Raw genomic sequence first — 24,731 nt, 5'->3', positions numbered from 1 at the left:
TAAGACATGGCTGAAAGGAAAGAAGTTCGCTAAAGAGGTGGGAAGCCAGTGCAACTGACACCGCAGATTTGTCAAAAAAGCAGCATGTATCTTAATCAGCATGTGACAAAGCTACATGCTGATTCCGCTGCATTTTATGTCCACTATTGGGGAGGTAAACCCCAGCATCACGGCAATGTTATGCATTCGCACCCTTTTTTCGAGATTTGTTATGTGGCAGAAGGGGAAGGCCGCTATACGAATAAAGGGGTGACTTATTCGCTGCAACGAGGTACCTTGTATTGCTCCAAGCCTGGCGGTATGCATCAACTGCAAAGTGAGGCAGGGATGCTGGTGTTGTTTGTTGCTTTTGAAATAATAGAAGAGGATACGTGCGGTGAAGTCTTTCAGCTGTTAGACAAGCTGACGAATTATCATCATTTGTTTATTCCTGATGCCGAACAAACGCCACCAGTACTTCTCTGGAAATCTCTGGTGCTTCAAGCAGCAGAAAGGTTGATTCCATTTCCGCAATTGATATTTGGTTTATCCCATGCCCTCTTACTCTCGTTGATTTCCCTATTTTCTCAGCATAGCGGAATTATAACAACGTCACCAGAACCGGATGTAGGTTTTATTTCCAGTCCGGTAAAAAACGCAAAAGCTTATATAGTAGCTCATCTTTCCGATAAGCTTACCTTAAAAGAAGTAGGGCAGGCGATTCATTTATCGGATCGACAGCTTTCCAGGCTTCTGTCGGTAGAGTTGGGGCAAAGCTTTCCTTCTTTGGTTCGTTCGGAGCGAATCAAACGGGCGGCCTATCTCCTGGCTTTTACAGATATGACGTTGCAAGATGTGGCGGAGGCGTCCGGATACGAAACGGTGCATTATTTCAGTAAGGTATTCGTTGAAGTTCTAAGAATCACACCCGGCAAATTTCGTAAAATGGTAGTTGGAAATAAATTGGAAGCAGCGACTATGCATCAATATTTATGTCTGACAAACGGAAGGAATTAAGTGTGCATTTTTAGTTTGTATAATAATCTGTGGAGGATGATCACTGCGGTTTCTCCACTTTGTAGGAACCTGGGAATTACAGATCATCAAAGGAACGGCGTAAGCCTGTGGAAATGCATGGGCGATTCTCGTGAGCATACCGATCAGCCAGCGCCCGAAGGAGCGGCTTACTGGTGGAGAAATCCTAAGGTTGGAGCCCTGTGACAAAGTATCCCTGAGAGGGGAGCGAGTAAAACAGCAGGCCGTAACATGAAGTGAATCCTACCGCATCGTCAAAAAGAACCTGAAAGGGACAAGAGAGAGTCAAGCCTCGATTTGTTAGGAGAAGACCATGGAACGCGTGAAGTCCTTGGAAGTGCAGCGCGGAAGAACTCTCCGGTGTATGGGGATCGGCATGTTGTGAAAGTTGTGCCTGGAACTAGGGAGACCCTAACCCGCACGAAGGAATTTTTTTCGTAAGGAGCGGACCTATAAGCCCAAAAGGTGAAGTGGCGAGCTGCGGGAAGGGAGTCGGAGGGGGTTGTACTACCAATGAAGTGAGGACAACAAAACCTCATGGAGGGAAGAACCCCTACTTTGTTCAAGCAAGTGAAGGAGGTAAGAGTGAGTGAATGCAGTCCAACCTGCTAACTACGCCAAAGTAAAAGCTCAAGAACTTCAAAACAAGCTATATCTGGCCGCCAAGGAAAATCCGAAGCGCAGGTTTCATGCACTCTACGACAAGATTTATCAGAAAGACATCCTGAGGGAAGCAGATAAGTGTTCCGAATTGGAATCAAGTTAGGATAATGATTGAAAAGAGTATACCCCAAAGTAATTTTCAAACACAATTCAGATGTTCGTAAGAAACAAGTCATAGAAGTGATTTTACAGAAAGAAGCAAGAATGATAAATATCAATGACATTCAGTGCAAAATTCGATCAAAAAGCATGAAGAAATCGTTACGAAAAATGAGATCGTTCACACCTCTAAGTGTAGCCATGGGAATTAAAGGTTGACTATTTAAAATCGCCAGGGGGGCGATGTTTTTTTTATTAGAAATGTCGGGAATGAGATAAAGTTCTTATCATTTATGACATCAGGTTCTTGTCAACCGACAGCAGCCTCGTTGAAGTAACGGGCAGTAGAGTTTAATGGTATAAGGTAATAACACCCTATATACAATCAGGAACGTATGTTCTAAAATATGGAGGCGATGTCATTTCCAATTTATAGGAGGTATTGATTTGAAGAAAACAATTACTTTTAGTTCCAAATGGTTTGACCATGAGTTTGAATCAATGATCGCTTCGAAGCTGAGGTCGAAGTTTCCAGAAGTCATGTTTTCTCATGTACAGGACTCGAGAGGACATACTTCTTTGGAAGCCTGGGAAGCTTGGGAAAATAGTACAGGTCTTGATATTCGAATGGATATTAGTGATGAACCGGCTTTTAAGAAAAAGGATTATGAACTAACACCTTTCCTGAATAAATCTGACGTCAAACTTCAATCCTTTATACCAACTTTACTTAAGTCGGTTTCCAATGAAGAACGAATATATGGTCTACCCTTTGGTGCAGGAACAAATTATACGCACGCACTCTTTTATAATGACAATATATTTGCGAAGTTTAATGTCCCAGTCCCCGAACATGAAATGACGTGGGACGATGTAATAACTTTAGCAGCAAAAGTAACCGGGACAATCGATGGTATACCTTATTACGGATTGGACATAGGGGATTATTCTTTATTAAAAATGCAGCTGGGAATTAGGTTTCTTGATCCTGAAACGCACCGACCAAAACTTCGGGAAAGTGACTGTATGGAATATTTCCACATTATAAAAGCTGCCTATGGGATACCGGGGAATGTTCAAGATACCGATGAACGTATATTCGTATACGGAAGGGCATTCCGTCGAAATGGAACTGTTGCAATGTCCATAGACTCCCCTGAGATGTTCAGCAAAAAGCTTTCATTTAAGTTAGGAGCCGTAAGTTTCCCTCAGATTAATAATAATCTTATAGTTCCTTCATTAAGTGATTATGGATGGTTTTTGACCTTACATCCTAGCTCAGAACATAGGGAAGAGGCGTTTGAGGTTATATCTTATTTAGTGTCGGAAGAAATTCAACTTTATCTTTCTAGAATTGGCCGATTTTCTTCCTTATCAGACAGAAAATACGAGGCGGATTATGGACAGGATAATCCGAATTTCTCAGGAACTAACATAGAATGGGTGTTTCAAGGACTAAAAGCAGGTTGGGCAAATCCGCAAAGCCCATATGAGGATATGGCTGGAAATATTGTTAGAAGTGAAATGGAACGAGCTGTGAGGAAAAAAATCCAATGGGACGAGGCAATTGAGATAATGGAAACACGAATTCTTGAGAAATTAAGCACTGAAATGCACGCAGATTTTTGATGGCTTTATTAAGCTAACTGGGAACGTTGGTTCAATAAAGGACTCAATACAAACACGCTCAAGGAGCTGCCATGGCAGCTCCTTTTTACATCTTCTCAAAATAGGGTATTTGTTACATATGTCAAAAAACAGTTCATATATTTCTATTAATGGTAAAATATACCTTATATTAATGGAAGGATATAGGGACGAAACATGATAAATTGTCTAGTCAATACGGAATTATTCTCTGTTGAGTTTGTGCAAGATTATTTACAGTTGCATTTTAATGGCCCAATACTGACGGCATTAATAATGCCTACTGTAATTGTAAACGGAATACCTCTCTGTATTGATAAGCCGGGATTTCGAGATTCATTGTGCTCCTTAATTGGTGATTTTGTCATAGGTGTTGAACAAGAATCCGATAAATTTATAATTGTTGAATTTACAAGAGGCGGCATTGAGATTCGACTCGATGAAAAACGTTATGTAGAGGCTGCAGTACTTGCTAATGGCTCCAGACTTCAAATTTGGCCACGTTGATTAATAAATGAATGAAGATGATTACTTCTTCAAATAGGATATTTGATACATATGTACTGCCGGGCGTTAAGCTAATGGGCAGGTTTGCGTGGTCAAAAAGAAGGATTCAATCTCTAAATGGCGAAACCTCATGTGGGAGGTGTTTTAGTTGGAATTTACAATTGATTTAGAGTATACCCTCAGGTCGCCACGTAATGGATTTCCATATACCGAATCAAGCTTTGTAAGATCCTCTTCAAATTATTCATTTCAATCAAATGAGATAGGTATCGTACTTGTAGATTTGTGGAATTTTGGCTGGAAAGACGGTCCAGTGGCAGCCTCTTTAGATTGGGAATTAAGTACAGAAAGAGGAATTTCCCATGCTCTTAGGAAGAAAGAGATAATCATAAAGCAAATTGCTCCTACCATAAATGAATTGCGACAATTAGGTATTCAAATATTCTATTGTAACCATGCTACATTTTTAATGGATTATCCCCAATGGATTGGTTCTACAACGGAGGAAGAACGGAAGAATGCACTCAATCCAATTGTGATAGGAGAAAATGTAGAGGTTGGAGAAAGTAGTACATTCCCCGATTTAGAATGGAGAAAAAGTTGGATGGCAAGACATTCGGATGATGTCTTTAACCTTCCCTGGTCAAGCCAACAGGCAGAAGTGTACTCACAAATAAAGATTCCCAAAGAAGTAGGGCCCCAAGGCCAAGACATGTTAATTTATTCAAAAGGACAGTTCCACCGTATTCTTCGTAATAGTGGGATCCGAGTCCTCTTTTATATGGGATTTGAAACAGATGAGTGTGTAATGCATAGCGATTACGGAATAAACAATATGCACTCTTTTGGATATATGACAAATATCGTTCGTGATTGTACAACTACGTATGAATCCGCTGATACAATTGAAGGGTTATGGAGAACAAAGGTCTCAATTGAACAAATCGAAAAGAGATGGGGTTACTCCATAAATTCAAATGCCTTATTGCGATCATTAAAAAGTGCGATTCGTTGAACGGAGAACGATAACTGAATTAAAGATACTAAGGCAGCCGGCCAGACTGATCGGGTGCCTTTTCCACGTTAATGGTCAGCATAGCTTAGTGATTACCCGGAAATAACATACTAAATGATGGGGTATTAATAACCAGACAAGAGGTGGTCTAATGTCCGAATATTCTCAGATACAAACTTATATCAAAAGTAACCCGGAAAATTTCAAGGACGTTGTAAAGCAATTTGCAGAAGTGCTAAACTCTTTGGGACTTGATTCTAAATACTTCACAACTGATCAGGAATCGGAACTCTTACACACTCTGTTGGTTGGTGGTGACGCTGAAGAACAGTTATTTAATAATGATGGATCCCAACTTCATATTCGCCCATATATGACGGCATGGACCCCACAGGAAATAAAAGAACTCCAAGACACTTGGATAGAAGTTAGTTTACTGTTCTTGACAGTAGAAATTGAAAATCGAATTGGACAGATAAAAGATGAACACAAACCCCTCGTATGGGCAATGATGGAAAAGTTCTCAAAAGAGTTTACAGAAAGCGGAGTGTTTTTCACAAACGAAGTTTCAGATGGAAGACCTTGGGAGGCATTAATATCTGGGGAAAAAGAAGACATATGGGAATTTGATGCAGCCATTCTGCCTGAATTTTTGTCTCATACATATAAGGATTGTCCTACTGAAATGTTCATGCCAGGAAGTCTATCTGGAGGACTGAACCTTGGTTGACAATTGATTAATCTAACTGGGACTCTATAGCTTTAACTGCACAATGAATTAAAAGAAAACCCGGCATTCACGCCGGGTTCGTTGTTACGTAAGTATTACCATGTCAGCCATCCGCTTGTTCTTTTGTAACCGACAATCTTATCGAATTTCTCAGAACGGACTAATTGAGTCATTTTGTTTCTGTAAATCCTGTAATGATCTTTACGACAGGATTTTATTTCTTTATCGTAGTGAAAGGCTTTGAGCCCTTTTCGAACCTCTTTTAGTTTCTCAGCTCGAGGGTCCTTATAGCGTTTTTTCTTGATAAAATTTTTTTTACTTGCAATTTCGCATTCCCAAGCCATGATTTCTTCTTTATCAAACATTTTCTTCCCCGTTGCGTGGGGCTAGATTATGGTTTGCACCATGTCACCATCGCAACTAACGGAAGAATGTATTTGGATTTTGCATGAAATCCTCTCCTTAGAAAAGCTCTGTGAAATACAAATAAATTATCGTATAAATACCTCTAATAAGCAACAAATAAGAATTTCAATCAGACATGACGGCAGCCGGCCAAACGATCGGCAGCCGCTCTCGTTGAAGTAATGGGCAATGGGCAGGATTGCTCAATCGTTTCTCGAATACATTTTGAGATGGATTAATTACTAACATCATCGTTACCAGGAATGATTGCAGAACTATAAAAAGGACGAAGATAAATGAAAAATTCAAATGATCTTCTACCACGAGATAAACATGATTTTGAAAGAGTAAATGCTCTAGAAGTTTTGGATAAGAAAGAGCTAGAAAAAATCATACCTGATCTCTTGGAGTGGTTACAGGATATGAACTGGCCAATTGCTGAAGCCATTTCAAAATTGCTTTTAACAGTTCCACATCAAACAATACCCTATGTATTTGGAGTGCTGAGAGGTCACGATGACATATGGAAAGAATGGTGTTTACGTTTTTTTGTATTAGAATTACCACTAGATTTGATTAAGAACTTTGAAGAAGAGACTAGAAGAATTGCTTTCGAACCTACAAAAGGGGAAGTACTTGAAGAAGTACACCTAACAGCACTAGAGGTATTGCAGAGATTACAGAGCGTTTGAATTATTAATCATTGTTGGCAATCATATGATGATTCACGATTAAGGCCATTCTGCTCTCGGTCTAGCAGAGAAATTTCAGGATTAAACTAACGGACACGATAGTTAAAATGTACTTACACAGGAAGTCACTGCTTCCTTTAGTACTTTCATTTTTTGTATAGTATAGCCAAGGATCCGAATGAATTTTTTGGTTTTTTAAACGAAGAGGAGAGTCAATATGGAAGTAGTATATTTTGCAGGTGGATGTTTATGGGGAGTACAAGCTTTTATAAAAACTTTACCTGGAGTTAAGTTTACAGAAGCAGGAAGAGCTAATGGAACAAGTCACACACTTGAGGGTGATTATGATGGGTACGCCGAATGTGTAAAAACAGGATTTGATCCGACAGTTGTAACGATCAGGGAATTAATGGGGTATTTATTTGAAATCATTGATCCATACAGTTTAAATAAACAAGGACAGGATGTTGGCGAGAAATACAGAACAGGAGTGTACAGTGAAAAGCCTGAACACTTAAAAGAGGCGAGGGCGTTTCTTAGTGAGAGAAATGATTATGACCTTATAGTTGTTGAAGTATTACCTCTCACAAACTACGTGAGAAGTGCAGAAGAACATCAAGCTAGATTAGCTAGATGTCCAAATGATTATTGTCATATTCCAGAAGAAATATTAAGTAGGTATAAGTAAGGGAGAATCTGTATAACTAGGTTTTAATTCTTCAATTTTGCTTAATATTCTGACAACACATTGAAGTAAATTAGGCTCTTTTTTTACTCAAGCATCTTTGTAAGGAAGCTTGTATGGCTTGTGCACGTTCATAAATTTTGGTACTCCTAACGCTGATAATCTGCCGTTCTACCTTACGGATTCCAAAGGTAATAAATTGGATACAGGGGTCGCAGATCAAGGCGAGCCAGAGGGGGTAATCGCGTTCATGACGGTTGGTCATAAGCTGCCGCAAGAGATGGTATTGCAAGTCAATGTGAATCGCATCGGTGGGACTAAGGGAAGCTGGAAAGGCCAACTTCAAATCGACCAACTGAAGTCATCAACCCCAAGTACCAAGTAATCCGTGCTTTAAAATTTCCAATGAGAAACGTGGACACCTCATGAGTGTCCACGTTTTTTTGTCGCGAATAAATCAATTTTGAACCGGGATCCCTTTTCATTGGTTTTGAGATTCATAAAGTATGGATTCAGCAATCGGTATGCCGGGACAGCAACCGTCAGTGCTTAGGTAAGAACTTTTATCACTTCAACAACAATCTTAGATTAATAAACTATGCTGCCTGTTAGCTGAGCGAAGGGCTGCACGCGGCAGCCCTTTCGATTGTTGAACTATAGTTCCCCGAGGGAGTTTAATAATCATAATACGGTGTTAACAAAATTTAATATGCTCAGGGTAACACTCACCTTTATGACAGTACCTGTACTAAAAGTGCGTACTTACATATTTATAGTACAATCTTTATACTCAAAGAATGAAATAAATAATTTCTATACACCTAGAAATATTGAAACTTAAGAAAGAGGGATAATTATATGTCAAATGTCTGGAAAGTTTACTTATTAGCCGCTGTTAGCTTTTTGGTTGGAACATCCGAGTATATCATAGCAGGGATTCTTGACACAGTTGCAAGAGACGTTAATGTCTCCGTCGCTGCTGCTGGTCAGCTCATTACTGTTTTTTCACTCGCCTATGCTTTTGGAACACCTTTCCTTATCGCATTTACAGCACGAATGGAGCAGCGCAAGCTTTTAGTTTATTCACTTGGCGTATTTGTGATTGGAAATATTATCGCCGTGGTTTTACCTGGCTTTGGATTTCTTATAGTCTCACGCGTTATTCTTGCACTAAGCATGGGAGTATTCGTTGTAACCTCCTTTACTGTCGCTACCAAGATGACTCCACCTGATAAACAAGGAAGTGCAATTGCAACGCTCCTTATGGGCTTTAGCACCTCGTTGATTATCGGTGTTCCGCTAGGCAGAGTTATTGCTTCCGTTTATGATTGGAGATTAATCTTCGGAGGAATCGGTGCACTTAGTATTCTTGCGATGATCGTTATACTCTTAGTCATCCCACGCTCAAATGGCGATGAATCGGTTCCCTTGCGCAAACAGCTTGCTTTAATTAAGCAACCGAAAATAATGGCAGCCCTAATGATCACTTTCTTATGGATTTCTGGTTATTCTATTGTCTACACCTACATTTCTCCCTTCCTACTGTCGGTTACAGGGATGAACAGTAAAACAGTCATCATTGCTTTATTCGCTTTCGGGATTGCCAGCTTATTCGGCTCAAAGTTTGGCGGCTATAGTACAGATAAATGGGGATTCCCTCGTACTTTATTTGTCAGTATGGTACTGCATGCAGTAGCCTTAGTTCTACTGTCATTATCAGCCCAATGGCCTGCTATCGCTTTCCTTGTGCTCATATTTTGGGCTCTCTCCGCTTGGTCAACAAGTCCAACTCAGCAATATCACTTAATGACGCTTGCTCCGGCGGCTTCAGGCATTATGGTTAGTATGAATACTTCAGTTTTACAGCTTGCTATGGGTGCTGGTGCAGGAATTGGAGGCGTTGTCGTGGAACAAGCTTCCTTAGCTTTGATTAGTTGGATTGGAGCTGCGGTTGTTGCCATCGCTGCAACAACCGTTATGGTATATTTACGAGTAACCCGCTCTAAAACTCCAGCAGAACTTAGAAAGATATAGAAGAAACTAATATCTAAAAGATTGGTGCTTAACCAACTGCAAAAGTCAACGCGCACAAAATCATTCAAGCAATCCAGTTGATTAACAAGCAATACGACCGTCCGCTCGTGATCGGGCAGCTTGCAAAGTCCGTAAACATAAGCACGTCGGCGTTTCATAAACATTTCAAGCTCGTCACTTCGTTGAGCCCGTTGCAATACCAGAAAACGGTGCTTTTTTGAAAGTAGTACGGCGCTTAATGTTGAAGGAAACCTTGCTCGCCTCCAATGCGACCTTCCGCGTAGGTTAAAAAAGCCCGTCGCAGATTTGCCGGGAGGCTATGCGAGTTAAGCTATTTGAGGCAATAAATCGTGCTGTTTGGTCTCAAGTTCCTCACGCTTATGAAGATACCAAGCATCCATGTGCTGGCACATCATAATGCCGTAAAGACGGATGTACCACATCTTGCAGGTATGGAAGGTTCGGCCGTATTTGGCATCAGAGCAAGGTGTAAAGAAAGTGTTTGTCGTTCTGTTTTGCATCATTGGGCAGATCCACTTATGCCGCTTCTGGGCATGGTCGAAGCCGTAGGGTTACATTTTCTTGCCTGCAAGCATTTTTTCTACCGTGCCCAAGGTAAAACGTTGCGAGAATTCGACCGTACTGACGACAAAGCTGACCGAATCATGGCGTGACGCGGGTTGAAGCCTAGGATACAGTGGCAGATCATGTTTGCTGTTTGCAGCGGTAAGCATGTACAGATGGTATCCGTTGTAGTACTTTTCGCGAGAGCTATCCCAACCAGAGTTGCAATCTGGTTGAGAATAAGCGCGTGGATGGTTGCATTTCGTAAGGCCGCGGGCATGGCAATCACAAGTTGGTTTGCTGTGGGGCCAGGCGGCCGTTTCGACCGGAGTGCCGTCGCCAGCCACATCGAATCCGGCTGTGTCCCCCAGCAAGCCTAAGCTTGTAGAAACAGCAAGAAACTGGGACTGGAAGAATTCAAACAATCGATCCATAGGCTGGATTTTGGCCGTCATACCTTGCTTAAGAATCCGGTCAACGAGTCGTTGTACCTTGCCAGGAGAGGTGGTTGGGCTTTCTCGCCTTTCTTTTTTCCTTTCTTGGGTTTGTGCTTGCGGGGTAAGACCTTAGGTTTGAGATTGTTATCGTCGGCAGCCCAGAATCGAGAAAGAAAATCATGAAACGTACCGACACCGGGAACATCACCGGGATCAAAACCACTAAGAATAGCGTAGAGCAGATATCGCTTCATTTCATTGATCCATTCGGTGATGCCGACTTCCGGCTTGGTCATAAGGAAGAGCAAGTAAGAACGTAGCTTAGAGGCGGGGGCACGAGGTTTAGGACCTTTCGGACTGTAGGAATCCATGAGCATGGTCGTGGCATAGGAAAGGTCGGTAATGAGAAATTTGTAGATGAGATGCCAATCTGCTTTAACGAGGATGGCAGTCGGTGGAGCATAACATTTTTTGAGTAAAGACAAGGCCTGTTTCTGAAACGCTCTGTGAGAAATTACCGCTGGTTTCAATTGAATCACCTATCTATTGGTAGTAAGGGAAGGAAAGCCCCTTCTGGTGCAATTTCTTGGGCACTTTAGAAAAGTCAAGTGAATTTTTGTGTTTTAAAGTACGAAATTGTGATTTTTATTTCCCAGTTCATTGAGCTGAAAAATAAAAAACTCCTACTGAAAAGTAGGAGGGAAGCAAGTTTAACGGTTCAAGGAAACCCTTGCACCGTCTGCCTCGGCGAATGCCGAGAGGCTATATAAGAAATAAGGAGGACAAATCTTTGAAAACTCTTGTTGTCGTGACACACCCAAGCATAGAAACATCCGTAATTAATAAGCGATGGGTAGAAGAACTCAAAAAATATCCTGAAAAGTATACTGTTCACGAATTGCATAAGGCTTACCCTGATGGAAGCATAGACGTGAAAAAAGAACAAAAATTGGTTGAATCACATGGTAATCTTGTTTTGCAGTTCCCTATATATTGGTTTAATTGTCCGCCTCTCCTTAAAAAATGGCTTGACGATGTTTTAACTTATGGGTGGGCTCATGGTTCAAATGGAGGAGATAAATTAAAGAATCGCAAAGCTGCTTTAGCTGTATCTGCCGGAAGTAAAAAAGAAGATTATAGTGAAGATGGAAGATATCACTATGTACTTGATTATTTATTATCTCCTTTTGAAACTACCTTCCTATACTGCAATGCAAATTATCGTTCGTTTTTTGCGTATTATGGTACGGAAAACGAGCCTGGTGAAAATGTGCCTGATACAGAAAATGAGCCGTCTATAAGCGAATTGGAAAAAAGCACACTAAATTATTTGAGTTTTCTTGACAATCTGTAGTAGTTAGCTTTATTAAGACTGCTATAAAAAAGAAGTATTTCCCTGTTCAGGAGATACTTCTTTGTAATATAAACATAACAACTATGCCTACCGCTGTACAGCCTCCAGAGCTGGCGAACTGTTTTTCTCTCCCCACTCGCACATCATATTTAACAATGGAATGAGAGAAAGACCACGTTCAGATAATGAATATTCAACTTTTGGAGGTATTTGGGGAAATTCCTTGCGTATGATAAGCCCATCTGCCTCCAGCTCTTTTAACATGATGCTTTGCGTTTTAAAGGAAATGGTACCGATACATCGCTTCAGCTCATTAAACCGCATTACCTTATTTTCAGACAGCCAATACATAATGATCATTTTATATTTACCGCCTATTAAGGACAACGTGTATCCAAAGCCAGTTTCTTTTAGTTTCACGCCAGTTGGAATATAGGTTTCGCGCACAAGTTACACTCTCCTTTTGGTAAGTATATGATATAAATATGCATACTTTATAATACATCATTATGCAATCTTATTGAAAGGATGTAAATCGCTATAAAATTTGATATATCCTAAATTTGAATAAATTTTAGAAACGGAATGGGACACGATGGTAGCGCGAACGCGGAGGGCGAGTGTTGGCCAAAACAGGAAACGGTTAGTTGAGTAAAGATAACCTTTTTGTTACTTCTTCAGATATTCGATTCACAATGGAGAATGTATCTAAATAACCCTCTATGACAATGTCTGAACTGGGTTTAACTGTCCTTTCCATTTCCAAATAAGCCGACCTTCCCTTAACTAAATAGTTTTTTAACTATGACAGCATAATTAACTAGCTCATAAGTGAATTCCATTTTTGCTAGAAAGAGGTTAAAGATTTGATGATGATTTGACATTTTTAGGGGGGATCTGCTTGGACTGGTCAAGTAAAAAGTTCTGGGAGCAAGAAGATGCACTATCCCACTGTCTCGTTAATTATTTCATCATGGACTCCATTACATGTAGCGGTGGATCTCTTGAGGAGCATCTGGCAAGTATGGCTTAAAAGTAAGAGGCCCTCTGCGTTTTGATGCCCCCGGTAGCAGATTGCTACGAGGATAAAATCGTGTCGTTTTACGGACAAAGGTCGGCGTCCATGTTAACTAAAAGCCCGGTGTCCTCAAATAATTAAGTTTTAGATTAAAAATTATCAAGACCTTAGTTTAAGGTAAATTTATTAATATAAGGGGATCTACATATTATGCAGAGCTGATTTGATGCAGCTCTTTTTTTGATTTCGATGAAGGGCAGTTTAGCTAGAGGGCATTTATAAAAGTATGTTCAAGATTGAGCTACCGGGTAAGCAATATATGGGCATCAGGATGAGAAAGGCTTGAAAAATAAGGCCGTACCAAAAGTAATTAACTACTTTTTGGTACGGCCCTTCACATTGATAACGCTTACTTTATGACAACAATTGGTAAGTAAAGTAAAGAGCTGCACATTGTTTGACTCCTGCGCGGCTCCTATAATGAAACATATACAGCACCACTATGTTGATATTTTAAAAACTGGGTATCGGGGGGATGTACATGAAACTAAAAAAGCATAATGTGAAAGCGCTATCTGCTTCTATTTTAGTAAGGGAAATATTACGCATTTTTCTCACATTTTTGATATACGTACAACTGACAGAGAAACTGGTTCAGACAAATTTGCTGGCGCTGTTTATGTACAATATTTCCCTACAACGTGCAAAAGTGCAAGAGAAGACATTAAAACAACTTATAGTTGACGCCCCTGTAATTGTTCGGCGATTATTAAGATGGGGAGCTAAATTCGATAGAAACTTTTTAAACCGTTGATGGTCATATCGTTTTGCTGCAGGCTATTCTGTAGTTATTCCTGAATGAGTTCCCGTTAAGCGGTTATTTCAGCTTATGTAATGCCGTCCCCATCTACTAAACATAAGGATGACTGAGACTATGACATTTAACATCAACCAACTAATCCGTAAGATCAAGATTCAAAACAGGCTGCTCATCTCCTTTGCTGTTCTTTCCTTGCTCCCCATGCTCATAATTGGAATATTTTCTTATTACATATCAAGCGATGCAATAAGAACGAAAATTAGCACGGCCTCCATCCAACTGATGTACCAAGTCAGCGAAAATATAGTAAATGAACTTATAAAGCTTGAAAATGACAGCGTTGACATTGCATTCTCCGATCTCGTTCAACAAATAATGGGTGGCTTCAATACAATGAGCGAATGGGAAAAGAATGTGGCGCAAATCAAGATCCAGGAAATGTTGGCTAAACGATTTTCTTTTTTTCACAGTGTGTCTGATGTTCAAGTTTATACAAGAAACAAGGAGAAAGTGATTGCCTACGGGGATATTAGCTTCAAATTTAATTTGAAATCCGATTATCTAAACGAACTATTTGAAGAAACGATAATTAAAAATGGCGTTCCCGTCTGGTCAATTCAAAATCAGGATAATGAAGAGCTTGCACGGAATACAAGCTCCCGTTTCAGTAATTACGGGGAAGCGGGGATTTTGTTGTCCAGAAGCTTTAAGTCGTTTGAAGGACTTCCAATTGGGTATATGATCATGAGAATTGACGTGAAGTATATATTCAATAAGTTCAGAGACATTACTCTGGGAGCGGGTTCCCATATTTTTATAGTGAACGGGAAAGGAACCGTTATATCGAGTCAAAATCCGCAGCATAAGGTCGCCACGCCTTACCCCGATGACACGCTGATTGATGAGCTTAAACAGAATAGGGTTACCGAGACATACTCATTCAACACCACGATTGCCGGTAAGCGTCATTTGATCGCGTATACATATATACCACGTGCCGATTGGTATGTAGTAAGCACCATACCCTTTTCTTATTTGGATCATGAATCGGTAAAAATAAGTTTTTATATATTGGTACTCGGTATTAGTTGTTTTGTGCTCGCGCTGCTTCTGTCTTATTACGTATCCAAGAGCATCTCCTCTCCTCTAAAGTGTCTTATCGATTCGATGAATAACGTGAAGTTGGGCAATTTAGTCGTCCAGATTGACGATAGAAGCAGCGATGAATTGGGGAAAGTAACGACAAACTTCAATCAAATGGTCAGTGAGCTGCAATATTTGATTGATGAAGTCAAAATGAAGGAAAAATTGAAAAGGCTTGCAGAACTAAAATCGTTACAAGCACAGATCAATCCGCATTTTTTATCGAATTCCTTGAATACCGTCAGATGGCTGGCTAATGTACAGAAGGCCAACAACATATCCAACCTCATCACTTCCTTGATCAGCTTGCTGCACGGATGTATGGGAAAAGGTAGCGAGCTGATCAGTATTAGAGAGGAGATCGAATATGTCAAAAACTATTTAAACATTATGGCTTACCGGTATTATGACAAGTTCATGGTGCATTTTGAGATTGAGGAGGATATTCTGGATTGTCATATTTTGAAGTTCGCTTTGCAGCCGATTGTGGAAAATTGCCTGCTGCATGGAATTGAGCCTATGGAAGGACAGGGCTTGATTATTATAAAAGGTTACCGGGTTCAAAATGAATTAAAAATTACGATTACCGATAATGGTGTCGGGATGGACGAACATACGTTAAATAGTCTGCTGCAGCAAACAACAACGATTAATCAATCTAGATTCAGCGGTATAGGGATTCGGAATGTTGACGAAAGAATAAAGCTGTACTTCGGTGAAAAATTCGGACTATCGATTCATTGCGTGCCAAATCTGTTTACGACTGTTGAAATAACAATTCCTACCGCAGGAGGCGAAGACGATGTCAAAGATGCTGAAGGTGCTCATAGTTGATGACGATGCGGTTTCCAGAACCGTTTTGAAGACGATGATTCATTGGGAGAGCGCGGGGTTTTATATAATGGAGGATGCCCATAACGGAAACCATGCCATCCAGCTTATTGAGAAAGAAACTCCCGATATTATCATTACCGATATCAATATGCCTGGATTAAACGGCATCGGATTGATCGAATATTTGGAAAAAAACTTCCCGCAGATCAGTATTATTGCACTGAGTGCTTATGACGATTTCGATTATGTACGACAAAGCATGAAGAATGGCGCTATGGACTACGTGCTAAAGCATCGTTTGGATGCGTCATTTTTATTGAATATTTTGAATACGGCTCGGAACTCTATTCATTCGTATTGGAATGAACGCGACAGACAGAGCAATATCGATAAGGAGCTGACGACCAGCAAGGCTGTTTTGCGTCAAACGTTTATCCAGAAGCTGCTGGAGGGGAGCTTGTCGGATGTGGAGGAAATCACAGGGAGGCTGCATGCTCTTGATGTGAAGCTGGAGACGGAAAACTTAATGGTGACGATAGCCGAAATTGATGATTTTCGATTGCTTGAAGAAAAATTTTCTTCTCAAGAAGTGGACGTAGTTCTCCACACCTTCATGGAGATATCGAAGGAAATTCTAAAGGATTGGGAAAAATCCGTCATCGTGCATATGGCAAAAGGAAAGTTTGCGATTATTTTCTCATTAGGTCCGTTGAAGAGCACGATGTATATCTACAATACCTTGTATACGATTCTAAACCGAGTGAGATCGGAAATTAAAAAATATTTGAATATAACGGCATGTTTCGGCGTAAGCAAGGTTTGCACGGAATTGACCAAACTGCCTCAGGCTTACAACCACGCGGAGACCGTATTGAGGGACAAGTTTTACAAAGGAAAAAACAGTATTTTTATCGAGAGTACCCCTCATAAAAAGGACGAAAGCTTTTTCTGTTTGGATATAAAAGATGAAAAAGCCATATATGCAGCCTTAAAAAACCAAGATGAGAAGGAGGTGAAAAGCAGGTTGGATGACATTTTTGGCAAGATCTCGAGTATGAGGCTGGGTAGCAAATCTACCCAGATGATATGTGCCGAATTGATCAATATTGTAAACAAAATTTGCAAGGACACGGGAATCGAGATAGCCAGGCTGTATACGGCAGAGGACATTCCTTACAATCTGATACAGAAGTACGAAACCCTTATGGATATTAAAGCTTGGGTCGTGAATTTATACGATAAACTGATATCGATGCTAAGGCTAATGAAATTAGAGAGTGGACTAAGCAATATAACGAAGAAAGCTGTCGAGTATATACATCGCAACTACAGCAGCGACTTTTCCTTGAAGGATGTCGCTGATTTCGCGGGTGCAAGCAGCTCCTATATCAGCAGACTGTTTAAGGAAGAATGCCGAATAGGCTTTGCTGAATATTTGAATCATGTCAGGGTAGAGTATGCTAAACAGTGCATCGAGAACGGCGAGCTTAAGCTAAAGGAAATTGTCAGCAGTGTCGGGTTTAATAACTATAATTATTTCTTTAAAGTGTTTAGGGAAGTAACGGGCATGACACCCCTTGAATATGAGCAGAGCTGTAGGAAGTGAAGCAGAAATAGACGGGATCGATTCATTTATCAAAAATTTATAGTTTTTTATAAAAAAATGGAGTTCGGCAAAGTGATGTTTGTTTTTATAATTAGTTACAGGTAAACAAACGTATTTCGTTTACTTAACAACATCTTTTTTAAGGGGGAACGATTCTATGAGAAAAGCAACTTCTATTGCAGCTGTATCCGCAGTTCTGTTGACAACCATTCTGTCGGGCTGCAGCAGTGACGGGGCCAATCAGGCCAAGGACAGTAATCCGGGTGCGCCGAAACCGGTTAAGCTGTCATTGTGGACCTTCCAGGAGCTTCATAAGAAGTATTATGAAAAAACGGCGGAGCTTTGGAATAAAAGTAATCCCAATCAGCCGATTGAACTGACGATTGACACGTATCCCAATGCGGAAATGCACAATAAGCTGCTCATCGCCCTTCAATCCGGAGTAGGAGCACCGGACATTAGCGATATCAACATTAACTATTTTCAAAACTTTCTTAAAGGCGATATCCAGCTGGTAGAATTGAACAACATTATCGAGCCTGAGAAAGATAAGTTCATTCAATCCCGATTCGATATTTACAGTAAAAACGGAAAGTATTACGGGATCGATTTCCATGTCGGCGCTACAGTCGTGTATTACAACAAGGAGCTTCTGGATAAGGCTGGCGTAAATGCGGATACCATAAAAACCTGGAACGATTATATCGAAGCCGGCAAAAAGGTGCTGGTTGCAACCGGCAAGCCGATGACCTCCTTCGAGGTAACAGGTCAAAGACCATTCTGGCCTATGATCATTCAGCGAGGATCCGACTATTTGGATAAAAAGGGCGATGTTACGCTTGACAACGAAATCAATATCAAGACGCTGCAGGCGATGAAGGATATGATAGATAAGGACAAAATCGCAGTCCCGATGCCGGGTGGCAATACTGGAGCGGAGGAATTTTTTACATTTATGAACAAGGGAGGAGCGGCTTCTCTGATCATGCCGATGTGGTACATGAGCAGATTTTTGGAATACATGCCTGATTTGAAGGGGAAAATTTTGGTTCGACCGATGCCTGTTTGGGAAAATGGCAACGTAAGATCCGCAGGTATGGGAGGAACCGGCACGGCCGTTACGAAGCAGAGCAAAAACCAGGACGCAGCCACAAAGTTCCTTGCGTATGCGAAGCTGACCAAGGAATCGAATGTGAGGATTTGGCAGGAGTTGAAGTTCGATCCGATCAGATGGGATGTCTGGAATAATCCGGAGTTGCAGAAGCCCGACCCCTATTTCAGCAATGAGGTCATATTCAATGTACTTCTGGGCATGAAGGATGAGATCAAATCGCCGAATATGAGCGAGCTAAGCTCCGCTTCCCAGGACTTGGTCAATTCCAATGTCATGTTCAAGTCGTTGAAGGATCAATCACAAACTCCCGAACAGGCATTAAAAGCTGCTGCAGCCGAGCTCCGCAAACAGAAGAAGTAGCAGGCAGATTATATTGCTGACGGCTGCAGAAACGGAAGTTTGCAATCGCTTTCAACAGCCGTCATGCTTATGGAGATGAAGTATTTGAATAAAGAAGCCGTTCGACAGGTTTATGGCCAAAAGCCCAGGTCAAACAAAGCATTCAGTTTGAAAAGAATATTTTTTTCGGAAAAGTTTGCCCCTTATCTCTTTGTAGCGCCATTTCTTTTATCGTTTCTCATCTTTTTTTTGTACCCTACAGCGTCTACGATCAGCATGAGCTTTCAAGAGGTGCACGGGCTTAACAGCAGCAAATTTATAGGTCTCGATAACTACCGAAGAATGTTTGACGAGCATTTTTTCAATGCTTTGAAAACGAATACGATCTACACGATTTTATCGCTTCTGTTATTAATCCCGATCCCGATTGTGTTCGCCGTTTTTCTGAATTCCAAATTGACCAAAGGAAAAACATTGTTTAAGTCGATCATTTTCATCCCGGCATTAACCTCCGTAATCGTAGCCGGTGTTTCCTTCAGGCTTATGTTTGGTGAAGCAGATACGGCATTCATTAATTCCGTTATCGCCAAGTTCGGTATTTCTCCCCAAAATTGGATTCTTAACTATAGTACGGGAATGATGCTGATGGTCATTCTCAATACATGGAGAACTGCCGGTATTAATATGGTATATTACCTGGCCGGTCTTCAAAGCATCCCTGAGGAATTATACGAATCGGCTGAAATGGACGGAGCCAGTGTGTTTTCCAAGTTTTACTGGATAACGCTACCGCTCTTAAAGCCCATTATCATCTACACCTTGACGATAGGCATCTTTGAAGGATACAGAATGTTCGGAGAAAGCTATGTGTTCTGGAACGAAGGCATGCCGGGAGATATCGGGCTTACCATCGTCAGGTTTATTTACCAGCAAGCATTTCAACGAAATGATATGGGGATGGGGTCCGCAATTGGCATTACCTTGCTCCTGATCGTACTGACGGTTAATTTGGTACAGTTGAAAATGTTCGGACTGTTTAAGAAGGAGAGTGAATGACGGTGAATACTAATACTAGAAGGAAGTTGTTAATGGTATTAATGATTACTTTCTTCCTCATCGTATGCTTTATTGTCCTATTTCCTCTCTACTACATGTTTATGGCATCTTTTAAGAGCTCCAAGGAGCTATTCCGAAGCGGTATGGATTTCAGGATTATCCCGAGCCTGATGAATCTTGACAACTATAAGCTTTTATTCTCAGGCAAGGGTAGCGTTTATTTGTACTGGTACAGAAATAGTCTTGGCATAACTGCTCTTCATACCGTATTCTCTCTGTTGCTTTCCTCATTGGTTGGCTACGGCTTAGGGGCATATAACTTCAAGGGGAAAAACTTGATTTTTATGCTGGTGCTGTTTGTTATGATGGTACCACTTGAAATTTTGATGCTGCCTCTCTATAAGCTCACGGTGAAGATGGGCATAATCAATACGTATTATGGAGTTATCTTGCCGTTTGTCGTTTCGCCTATGGCGATCTTTTTCTTCCGGCAGTACGTAACGGGCATTTCCAAGGACTTTATGGATGCGGGAAGGATCGATGGATGCTCGGAGTTCGGTATATTTTTCCGAATTATGGCTCCCTTGATGCAACCAGCGTTCGGTGCAATGGGAATACTGCTGGCAATGCAGAACTGGAACAGCTTTATATGGCCTTTGATCGTGCTCCGTACCAATACGATGTTTACGATTCCAATAGGTCTTGCTTCACTGATGTCGCCTTACGGCAACAATTATGACATGCTGATTGCCGGAGCCGTGCTCGCGATCATTCCTATTATTATTTTGTTCCTGTTAAATCAGAAGGCTTTTATTTCAGGCTTGTCCACTGGCGGCGTTAAAGGCTAAACCACCATAAATTATTTCAATCAGGAGGCTGACAATATGAAAAGCAGCATTAAAATCAATACGCAAGCGGCGGTTCACAAAATAGATCGAAACATTTACGGACACTTTGCCGAGCATCTGGGACGTTGTATATATGAGGGGATTTGGGTCGGCGAGGATTCCGGTATTCCCAATACGCGAGGAATCCGAAATGATGTTGTTCAGGCTTTGAAGGGTTTGAACATTCCGATGCTGCGTTGGCCGGGTGGGTGTTTCGCCGATGAATATCATTGGAAGGAAGGCATTGGGCCTCAGGAATCGAGAGCTCGAATGATTAACAACCATTGGGGTGGCGTCGTTGAGAATAACCATTTCGGTACCCACGAATTTTTCGATTTGTGCGAATTGCTGGAGACCGAGCCGTATATTTGCGGGAATGTCGGAAGCGGAACGGTTTATGAGATGCAACAGTGGGTCGAATATATGACCTTCGACGGTGAATCGCCGATGGCGAACCTGCGGCAAGCAAACGGAAGAGAAAAGCCTTGGAAGCTGACATATTTCGGTATAGGCAACGAAAACTGGGGCTGTGGCGGCCGAATGAGAGCGGAATATTATGCGGATCTTTACCGGCAATACAGCACGTATGTAAGGGATTATGGAGATAATGCCATCTATAAAATCGCTGCTGGTCCGAGGGGGGACAATTACCACTGGACGGAGGTGCTCATGCGGGAAGCGGGACCTTTCATGGACGGACTGGCGCTCCATTATTACACGAGGTTAAGAGATCACAGCATCGTTATCGAAAATCCCGACGGCAACCGAATTTATTTGAAAAAACCGGATGCGGTGAGAGGACAAGCCGTCGACTTCGACGAAAGCGAATGGTTTGGCATAATGAAGGCGGCCTATTTTACAGAGGAGCTTGTGGTGAAGCACTCGGCAATCATGGATAAATATGATCCCGAGAAGAAGGTGGCGCTGATCATCGACGAATGGGGTACATGGTTCGACGTTGAACCAGGCACGAATCCCGGCTTTCTGTATCAGCAAAATACGATGAGAGACGCGGTTTCTGCGGCGATTAGCCTGAATATTTTCAACAATCACTGTGACCGTGTAAGAATGGCGAATATTGCTCAGACGATCAATGTGCTGCAGGCCGTTATTTTAACGGAAGGGGAAAAAATGATCCTGACCCCTACCTATCATGTGTTTGAAATGTTTAAGGTACACATGGATGCCGTTATGCAGCCGATCGAGATTCAGTGCGGTACCTACACGTTCAATGGGGAAGAACTACCGCAGCTAAGCGTGTCCGCTTCCATGGATGCGGCAGGCAAGCTAAATATAACCATCTGCAATACGGACCCAAAACAGGCAGCGCCGCTGGATTGCTATACGGAAGGATTCGTCGGCAAGCAGGTTACGGGTAGAATACTGGTCTCATCCAAGATGAACAGCCATAATACGTTTGAACATCCGAATGATGTCAAGCCGGAGCTGTTCACGGGCGTACAGTTGAACGAAGAAGGATTCCATGCGGATATTCCACCGATGTCTGTTGTCGTGCTGACGATCTCTTAATCGCGAGGGAGGTACCCCGATGACAAGACAGGGGCCATGCAAGGATTGTTCGGAAACGATACATGTCACACCGGAGAAAATAAAGGCTATGCTGCAAATGCTGAGCGATTCTCGGCATGTAGAGCTTGCCGACGAGGAAACAAGCACCAGGCGCCTTGCTCAATGTGTCAGTTGCACAGGTTATACACTCGGAGGGACGTGCAAATATTGCGGCTGTTTTGTGCAAATTCGGACTAAAATAAAGGATAGGGGATGCCCCTATCCTTTGACTCCCAAATGGTAAGGGCAGGAGAATGAGGATGACTAAAATTGACATTAGGCTGGGAGAAGAGATAGGGCTCATTAATCCCGACATTTACGGACACTTCGTAGAGCATTTAGGCGGAGTCGTATACGATGGAATCTGGGTAGGCGAGAACTCCGAAGTCGCTCATATCCAAGGCTTCAGAAAAGAGCTTATTGAGAAATTGAAGGCCATACAACCTTCTGTTATCCGCTGGCCGGGTGGCTGCTTTGCGGAGACGTACAACTGGAGAGACGGGATCGGTCCGAAAGAGCAGCGTCCGACAACCGTGAATTGGTGGTATATGAACGACGGAAAGTTCGAATCGAACCAGATCGGCACTCATGAGTTTATCGAGTTTTGTAGGCTTGTGAATGCTGAGCCGTATTTTGCGGTAAACGCTACGACAACAACTGTATTGGAAGCCAGAAACTGGATTGAATACTGCAATATGCCGAGGGGAACAACCACACTAGCGATGGAACGTGAAAAGAACGGAAGCCCGGAGCCGTTCAACGTCAAATACTGGGGGCTAGGCAACGAAAATTGGGGTGGTGGCGGCTGCATGACACCCGAGGATTACTGCCATATTTACCGAAAGTACGGTATTATCAGCAAAAGTGTCGGACCGGAGCTTCATTACATAGCATGCGGGCCGTACGAAAATATTCCGGAGTGGACGGAAAAGTTTTTTGACAAGTATAAGGAGATGTATACAGTGGGGCGGGTTTCTCCCATGTTTGGATATTCTCTTCACTACTATGTGACCAATACGGGAAAAATGGGCTCGGAGTTGGAATATACCGATGCACAGTGGTATGAAATGATGCGTGTCGGGCTGGAGATGGAGCCGTTTATCCAATCCCAGTTTGACATGATTCAAGCTGCAATGCCCGGAGCATCCATTGGACTCATCGTCGATGAGTGGGGGGTGTGGCATTTGCAGAACGGCAGGCATCCACTACCGGGCAAATACTTGTTTGAGCAGCCGAGTACGATGCGAGAAGCGGTTCTGGCGGCACTTTCCTTGAACATTTTCAACAATCACTGCGATAAGGTTGTCATGGCCAACGTGGCGCAACTTGTAAACTGTATCCATTCCCTGTTTCTTGCCAAGGGTGACAAATGTGTGGCCACTACAAGCTACTACGTGTTCGATATGTATAAAATTCACCAGAATGGAATGAGCCTTAAAACGGCAGTCGATTGCAGTGACATCACCTATACAATAGAAAGTGAGACGCATTACGTTCCAAGCATCTCCTGCTCGGCATCGGTCAAAGACGGCATACTGGCGGTTACACTTGCGAACTTAGCCGTCGAGGAGGATCAGGAGGTTAAGCTTAATCTGCACGGTGGCCAGTATGCAGGCACAGGGACAATGGTCGTATTGTCTTCATCCAGCCACAAGGATGGCAACAGCTTTGATGAGCCATACAAGGTTACGCCGATGGAACAGCCTTTATCGGCAGCAGGCTCGGAGCTTACGGTGACAATTCCTAAGGCGTCAGTAGCTTTGGTCAGGCTAGACGTTTCAGCCGAGCAGTTAATGTAAATCTATAAGCCATGTTTGGTCTAAAGGGAGCGCAGCATCTCTGCTTCTCATATTTCATCTTCCAAGCGATCCTGCTGTTCCATTTACCGACGCACGTAGATCCTGAGCGTGCGTCGGTAAATGTGGTTGTCGGGGATGTCGAGCATCGCTTTTTTTAGGATTTTCGTTAATTGATCCTAGCAAGCTTGACAAATGGGTCATGGGAGATGACATAAGCTATTGTAGATCTCTATTAGAAATATGCGCTTTTCTTAATACTTAATTTACGAAATCTGATGAGATTTTTAATTCGAAAACTCGCGTGGGATCAACACATCCAGCCTAATACATTGTTTTTTTCCAGAGTTAGTTAGTCTCAGTTCTTCACCAATATTGCATATTTGCATGTGAGTTTTTCTATGGGTGTGTTCTCAGCAGTGTCAATCGGCAATGTCAAGAACTTGATCCGATTTCCGATATGATTTAACGGTCGCGTTAAGCTAACTGGCAGTTTAACCCAAAACAGGATGTTGTTGTAACTTAGCAGCCGTTCTGTAAGGGTAGTTGAAATAGATTAGAATTGTGTTGAGGACAGACAGACGTAATATAGTAAGAGGGAAACAAAATTTCCTAAAACAAAGGGAGGCAGGAGAACGTGTCGAACATGGACAAGGAGAACCAGGCTCTGGAGAAAGCGAAAATGGTGTATGAAACAGGCGAG

General features: G+C 42.0%; 27 protein-coding genes. 24 read left to right on the top strand and 3 right to left on the bottom strand.

Annotated elements, in window-relative coordinates; translation table 11 throughout:
* Positions 1-48 precede the first annotated feature (48 nt).
* From ACFQ0C_RS19225 to ACFQ0C_RS19200, 6 genes are all read left to right on the top strand, one after another.
* A complete protein-coding gene (locus tag ACFQ0C_RS19225) occupies positions 49-996 on the top strand; it encodes an AraC family transcriptional regulator (RefSeq protein WP_379368622.1) in 948 nt (315 codons plus the stop codon).
* A 607-nt stretch (positions 997-1,603) separates the two neighbouring features.
* The gene (locus ACFQ0C_RS19220) at positions 1,604-1,780 is read left to right on the top strand and encodes a hypothetical protein (protein WP_379368621.1); all 177 of its coding nucleotides are present in this window, start codon (positions 1,604-1,606) and stop codon (positions 1,778-1,780) included.
* A gap of 443 nt (positions 1,781-2,223) precedes the next feature.
* The gene (locus tag ACFQ0C_RS19215; protein ID WP_379368620.1) at positions 2,224-3,405 is read left to right on the top strand and encodes an ABC transporter substrate-binding protein; all 1,182 of its coding nucleotides are present in this window, start codon (positions 2,224-2,226) and stop codon (positions 3,403-3,405) included.
* Positions 3,406-3,699: 294 nt separating this feature from the next.
* On the top strand, positions 3,700-3,930 hold the full coding sequence (locus ACFQ0C_RS19210) for a hypothetical protein (RefSeq protein WP_379368619.1): 231 nt from the start codon (positions 3,700-3,702) through the stop codon (positions 3,928-3,930).
* Between the two features lie 148 nt (positions 3,931-4,078).
* Positions 4,079-4,945 (top strand): hypothetical protein, encoded by an 867-nt coding sequence (locus ACFQ0C_RS19205; protein ID WP_379368618.1) that lies wholly within the window; start codon positions 4,079-4,081, stop codon positions 4,943-4,945.
* A 151-nt stretch (positions 4,946-5,096) separates the two neighbouring features.
* A complete protein-coding gene (locus tag ACFQ0C_RS19200) occupies positions 5,097-5,675 on the top strand; it encodes a hypothetical protein (protein WP_379368617.1) in 579 nt (192 codons plus the stop codon).
* A 95-nt stretch (positions 5,676-5,770) separates the two neighbouring features.
* Here ACFQ0C_RS19200 and ACFQ0C_RS19195 read toward each other — a convergent pair whose 3' ends face one another.
* A complete protein-coding gene (locus tag ACFQ0C_RS19195; protein WP_379368616.1) occupies positions 5,771-6,040 on the bottom strand; it encodes a hypothetical protein in 270 nt (89 codons plus the stop codon).
* Between the two features lie 336 nt (positions 6,041-6,376).
* Between ACFQ0C_RS19195 and ACFQ0C_RS19190 the strand changes: the two genes are divergently transcribed.
* From ACFQ0C_RS19190 to ACFQ0C_RS19165, 6 genes are all read left to right on the top strand, one after another.
* Entirely contained in the window at positions 6,377-6,772 is a 396-nt protein-coding gene (locus ACFQ0C_RS19190; protein WP_379368615.1) for a DUF5071 domain-containing protein, read from the top strand.
* A gap of 217 nt (positions 6,773-6,989) precedes the next feature.
* Positions 6,990-7,460 carry a peptide-methionine (S)-S-oxide reductase gene (locus tag ACFQ0C_RS19185; protein ID WP_379368614.1) on the top strand — a complete coding sequence of 157 codons (471 nt, stop codon included), beginning with the start codon at positions 6,990-6,992 and terminating at the stop codon, positions 7,458-7,460.
* A gap of 118 nt (positions 7,461-7,578) precedes the next feature.
* Positions 7,579-7,842 (top strand): hypothetical protein, encoded by a 264-nt coding sequence (locus tag ACFQ0C_RS19180; protein WP_379368613.1) that lies wholly within the window; start codon positions 7,579-7,581, stop codon positions 7,840-7,842.
* Positions 7,843-8,315: 473 nt separating this feature from the next.
* Positions 8,316-9,491 carry an MFS transporter gene (locus ACFQ0C_RS19175; RefSeq protein WP_379368612.1) on the top strand — a complete coding sequence of 392 codons (1,176 nt, stop codon included), beginning with the start codon at positions 8,316-8,318 and terminating at the stop codon, positions 9,489-9,491.
* A gap of 350 nt (positions 9,492-9,841) precedes the next feature.
* Positions 9,842-10,165 carry a hypothetical protein gene (locus tag ACFQ0C_RS19170; RefSeq protein WP_379368611.1) on the top strand — a complete coding sequence of 108 codons (324 nt, stop codon included), beginning with the start codon at positions 9,842-9,844 and terminating at the stop codon, positions 10,163-10,165.
* A gap of 6 nt (positions 10,166-10,171) precedes the next feature.
* Entirely contained in the window at positions 10,172-10,435 is a 264-nt protein-coding gene (locus ACFQ0C_RS19165) for a hypothetical protein (RefSeq protein WP_379368610.1), read from the top strand.
* Positions 10,436-10,506: 71 nt separating this feature from the next.
* Here the strand turns inward: ACFQ0C_RS19165 and ACFQ0C_RS19160 are convergent, their stop codons facing one another.
* Positions 10,507-11,022 (bottom strand): hypothetical protein, encoded by a 516-nt coding sequence (locus ACFQ0C_RS19160; RefSeq protein WP_379368609.1) that lies wholly within the window; start codon positions 11,020-11,022, stop codon positions 10,507-10,509.
* 260 nt (positions 11,023-11,282) lie between these two features.
* Between ACFQ0C_RS19160 and ACFQ0C_RS19155 the strand changes: the two genes are divergently transcribed.
* Entirely contained in the window at positions 11,283-11,846 is a 564-nt protein-coding gene (locus tag ACFQ0C_RS19155) for an NAD(P)H-dependent oxidoreductase (protein ID WP_379368608.1), read from the top strand.
* Positions 11,847-11,933: 87 nt separating this feature from the next.
* Here ACFQ0C_RS19155 and ACFQ0C_RS19150 read toward each other — a convergent pair whose 3' ends face one another.
* Positions 11,934-12,293 carry a winged helix-turn-helix transcriptional regulator gene (locus ACFQ0C_RS19150; RefSeq protein WP_076235745.1) on the bottom strand — a complete coding sequence of 120 codons (360 nt, stop codon included), beginning with the start codon at positions 12,291-12,293 and terminating at the stop codon, positions 11,934-11,936.
* Between the two features lie 454 nt (positions 12,294-12,747).
* Between ACFQ0C_RS19150 and ACFQ0C_RS19145 the strand changes: the two genes are divergently transcribed.
* The 11 genes from ACFQ0C_RS19145 to ACFQ0C_RS19095 all read left to right on the top strand — a co-directional run bounded on the left by ACFQ0C_RS19145 (position 12,748) and on the right by ACFQ0C_RS19095 (position 24,031).
* Entirely contained in the window at positions 12,748-12,879 is a 132-nt protein-coding gene (locus ACFQ0C_RS19145; protein ID WP_379368607.1) for a hypothetical protein, read from the top strand.
* 259 nt (positions 12,880-13,138) lie between these two features.
* Positions 13,139-13,210, top strand: a complete 72-nt coding sequence (locus ACFQ0C_RS19140; protein WP_379368837.1) for a hypothetical protein — start codon at positions 13,139-13,141, stop codon at positions 13,208-13,210.
* A gap of 195 nt (positions 13,211-13,405) precedes the next feature.
* Entirely contained in the window at positions 13,406-13,678 is a 273-nt protein-coding gene (locus ACFQ0C_RS19135) for a hypothetical protein (RefSeq protein WP_379368606.1), read from the top strand.
* 120 nt (positions 13,679-13,798) lie between these two features.
* Positions 13,799-15,661, top strand: coding sequence for a sensor histidine kinase (locus ACFQ0C_RS19130; RefSeq protein WP_379368605.1), 1,863 nt, complete (start codon positions 13,799-13,801; stop codon positions 15,659-15,661).
* Complete coding sequence (locus ACFQ0C_RS19125; protein ID WP_379368604.1) at positions 15,630-17,267, top strand: response regulator; 1,638 nt, start codon at positions 15,630-15,632, stop codon at positions 17,265-17,267. Before ACFQ0C_RS19130 ends, ACFQ0C_RS19125 begins: the two co-directional genes overlap by 32 nt.
* Before the next feature lie 157 nt (positions 17,268-17,424).
* Entirely contained in the window at positions 17,425-18,741 is a 1,317-nt protein-coding gene (locus ACFQ0C_RS19120; protein ID WP_379368603.1) for an ABC transporter substrate-binding protein, read from the top strand.
* Positions 18,742-18,816: 75 nt separating this feature from the next.
* Positions 18,817-19,776, top strand: coding sequence for a carbohydrate ABC transporter permease (locus ACFQ0C_RS19115; protein ID WP_379368835.1), 960 nt, complete (start codon positions 18,817-18,819; stop codon positions 19,774-19,776).
* Positions 19,777-19,778: 2 nt separating this feature from the next.
* Positions 19,779-20,624, top strand: a complete 846-nt coding sequence (locus ACFQ0C_RS19110; RefSeq protein WP_379368602.1) for a carbohydrate ABC transporter permease — start codon at positions 19,779-19,781, stop codon at positions 20,622-20,624.
* Between the two features lie 36 nt (positions 20,625-20,660).
* Positions 20,661-22,193 (top strand): alpha-N-arabinofuranosidase, encoded by a 1,533-nt coding sequence (locus tag ACFQ0C_RS19105; protein ID WP_379368601.1) that lies wholly within the window; start codon positions 20,661-20,663, stop codon positions 22,191-22,193.
* 19 nt (positions 22,194-22,212) lie between these two features.
* Positions 22,213-22,476, top strand: coding sequence for a DUF6171 family protein (locus ACFQ0C_RS19100; RefSeq protein WP_379368600.1), 264 nt, complete (start codon positions 22,213-22,215; stop codon positions 22,474-22,476).
* A gap of 16 nt (positions 22,477-22,492) precedes the next feature.
* Positions 22,493-24,031 carry an alpha-N-arabinofuranosidase gene (locus ACFQ0C_RS19095; protein WP_379368599.1) on the top strand — a complete coding sequence of 513 codons (1,539 nt, stop codon included), beginning with the start codon at positions 22,493-22,495 and terminating at the stop codon, positions 24,029-24,031.
* The last annotated feature ends 700 nt before the right edge of the window (positions 24,032-24,731 follow it).

The sequence above is a fragment of the Paenibacillus sp. GCM10027630 genome, assembly GCF_042676305.1.
Classification (GTDB): Bacteria; Bacillota; Bacilli; order Paenibacillales; family NBRC-103111; genus Paenibacillus_S.
Note: the sequence above shows the minus strand (reverse complement) of the source record. Positions and strands in the feature narration are given on the sequence as shown.

Excerpts from the sequence above, each read along its gene's own strand:
- ACFQ0C_RS19200 (WP_379368617.1), top strand. The coding sequence starts at position 5,097 with ATGTCCGAATATTCTCAGATACAAACTTATATCAAAAGTAACCCGGAA.
- ACFQ0C_RS19095 (WP_379368599.1), top strand. The coding sequence starts at position 22,493 with ATGACTAAAATTGACATTAGGCTGGGAGAAGAGATAGGGCTCATTAAT.
- ACFQ0C_RS19120 (WP_379368603.1), top strand. The coding sequence starts at position 17,425 with ATGAGAAAAGCAACTTCTATTGCAGCTGTATCCGCAGTTCTGTTGACA.
- ACFQ0C_RS19130 (WP_379368605.1), top strand. The coding sequence starts at position 13,799 with ATGACATTTAACATCAACCAACTAATCCGTAAGATCAAGATTCAAAAC.
- ACFQ0C_RS19190 (WP_379368615.1), top strand. The coding sequence starts at position 6,377 with ATGAAAAATTCAAATGATCTTCTACCACGAGATAAACATGATTTTGAA.
- ACFQ0C_RS19135 (WP_379368606.1), top strand. The coding sequence starts at position 13,406 with ATGAAACTAAAAAAGCATAATGTGAAAGCGCTATCTGCTTCTATTTTA.
- ACFQ0C_RS19105 (WP_379368601.1), top strand. The coding sequence starts at position 20,661 with ATGAAAAGCAGCATTAAAATCAATACGCAAGCGGCGGTTCACAAAATA.
- ACFQ0C_RS19195 (WP_379368616.1), bottom strand. The coding sequence starts at position 6,040 with ATGTTTGATAAAGAAGAAATCATGGCTTGGGAATGCGAAATTGCAAGT.
- ACFQ0C_RS19185 (WP_379368614.1), top strand. The coding sequence starts at position 6,990 with ATGGAAGTAGTATATTTTGCAGGTGGATGTTTATGGGGAGTACAAGCT.
- ACFQ0C_RS19125 (WP_379368604.1), top strand. The coding sequence starts at position 15,630 with ATGTCAAAGATGCTGAAGGTGCTCATAGTTGATGACGATGCGGTTTCC.
- ACFQ0C_RS19115 (WP_379368835.1), top strand. The coding sequence starts at position 18,817 with ATGAAGTATTTGAATAAAGAAGCCGTTCGACAGGTTTATGGCCAAAAG.
- ACFQ0C_RS19100 (WP_379368600.1), top strand. The coding sequence starts at position 22,213 with ATGACAAGACAGGGGCCATGCAAGGATTGTTCGGAAACGATACATGTC.
- ACFQ0C_RS19175 (WP_379368612.1), top strand. The coding sequence starts at position 8,316 with ATGTCAAATGTCTGGAAAGTTTACTTATTAGCCGCTGTTAGCTTTTTG.
- ACFQ0C_RS19210 (WP_379368619.1), top strand. The coding sequence starts at position 3,700 with ATGCCTACTGTAATTGTAAACGGAATACCTCTCTGTATTGATAAGCCG.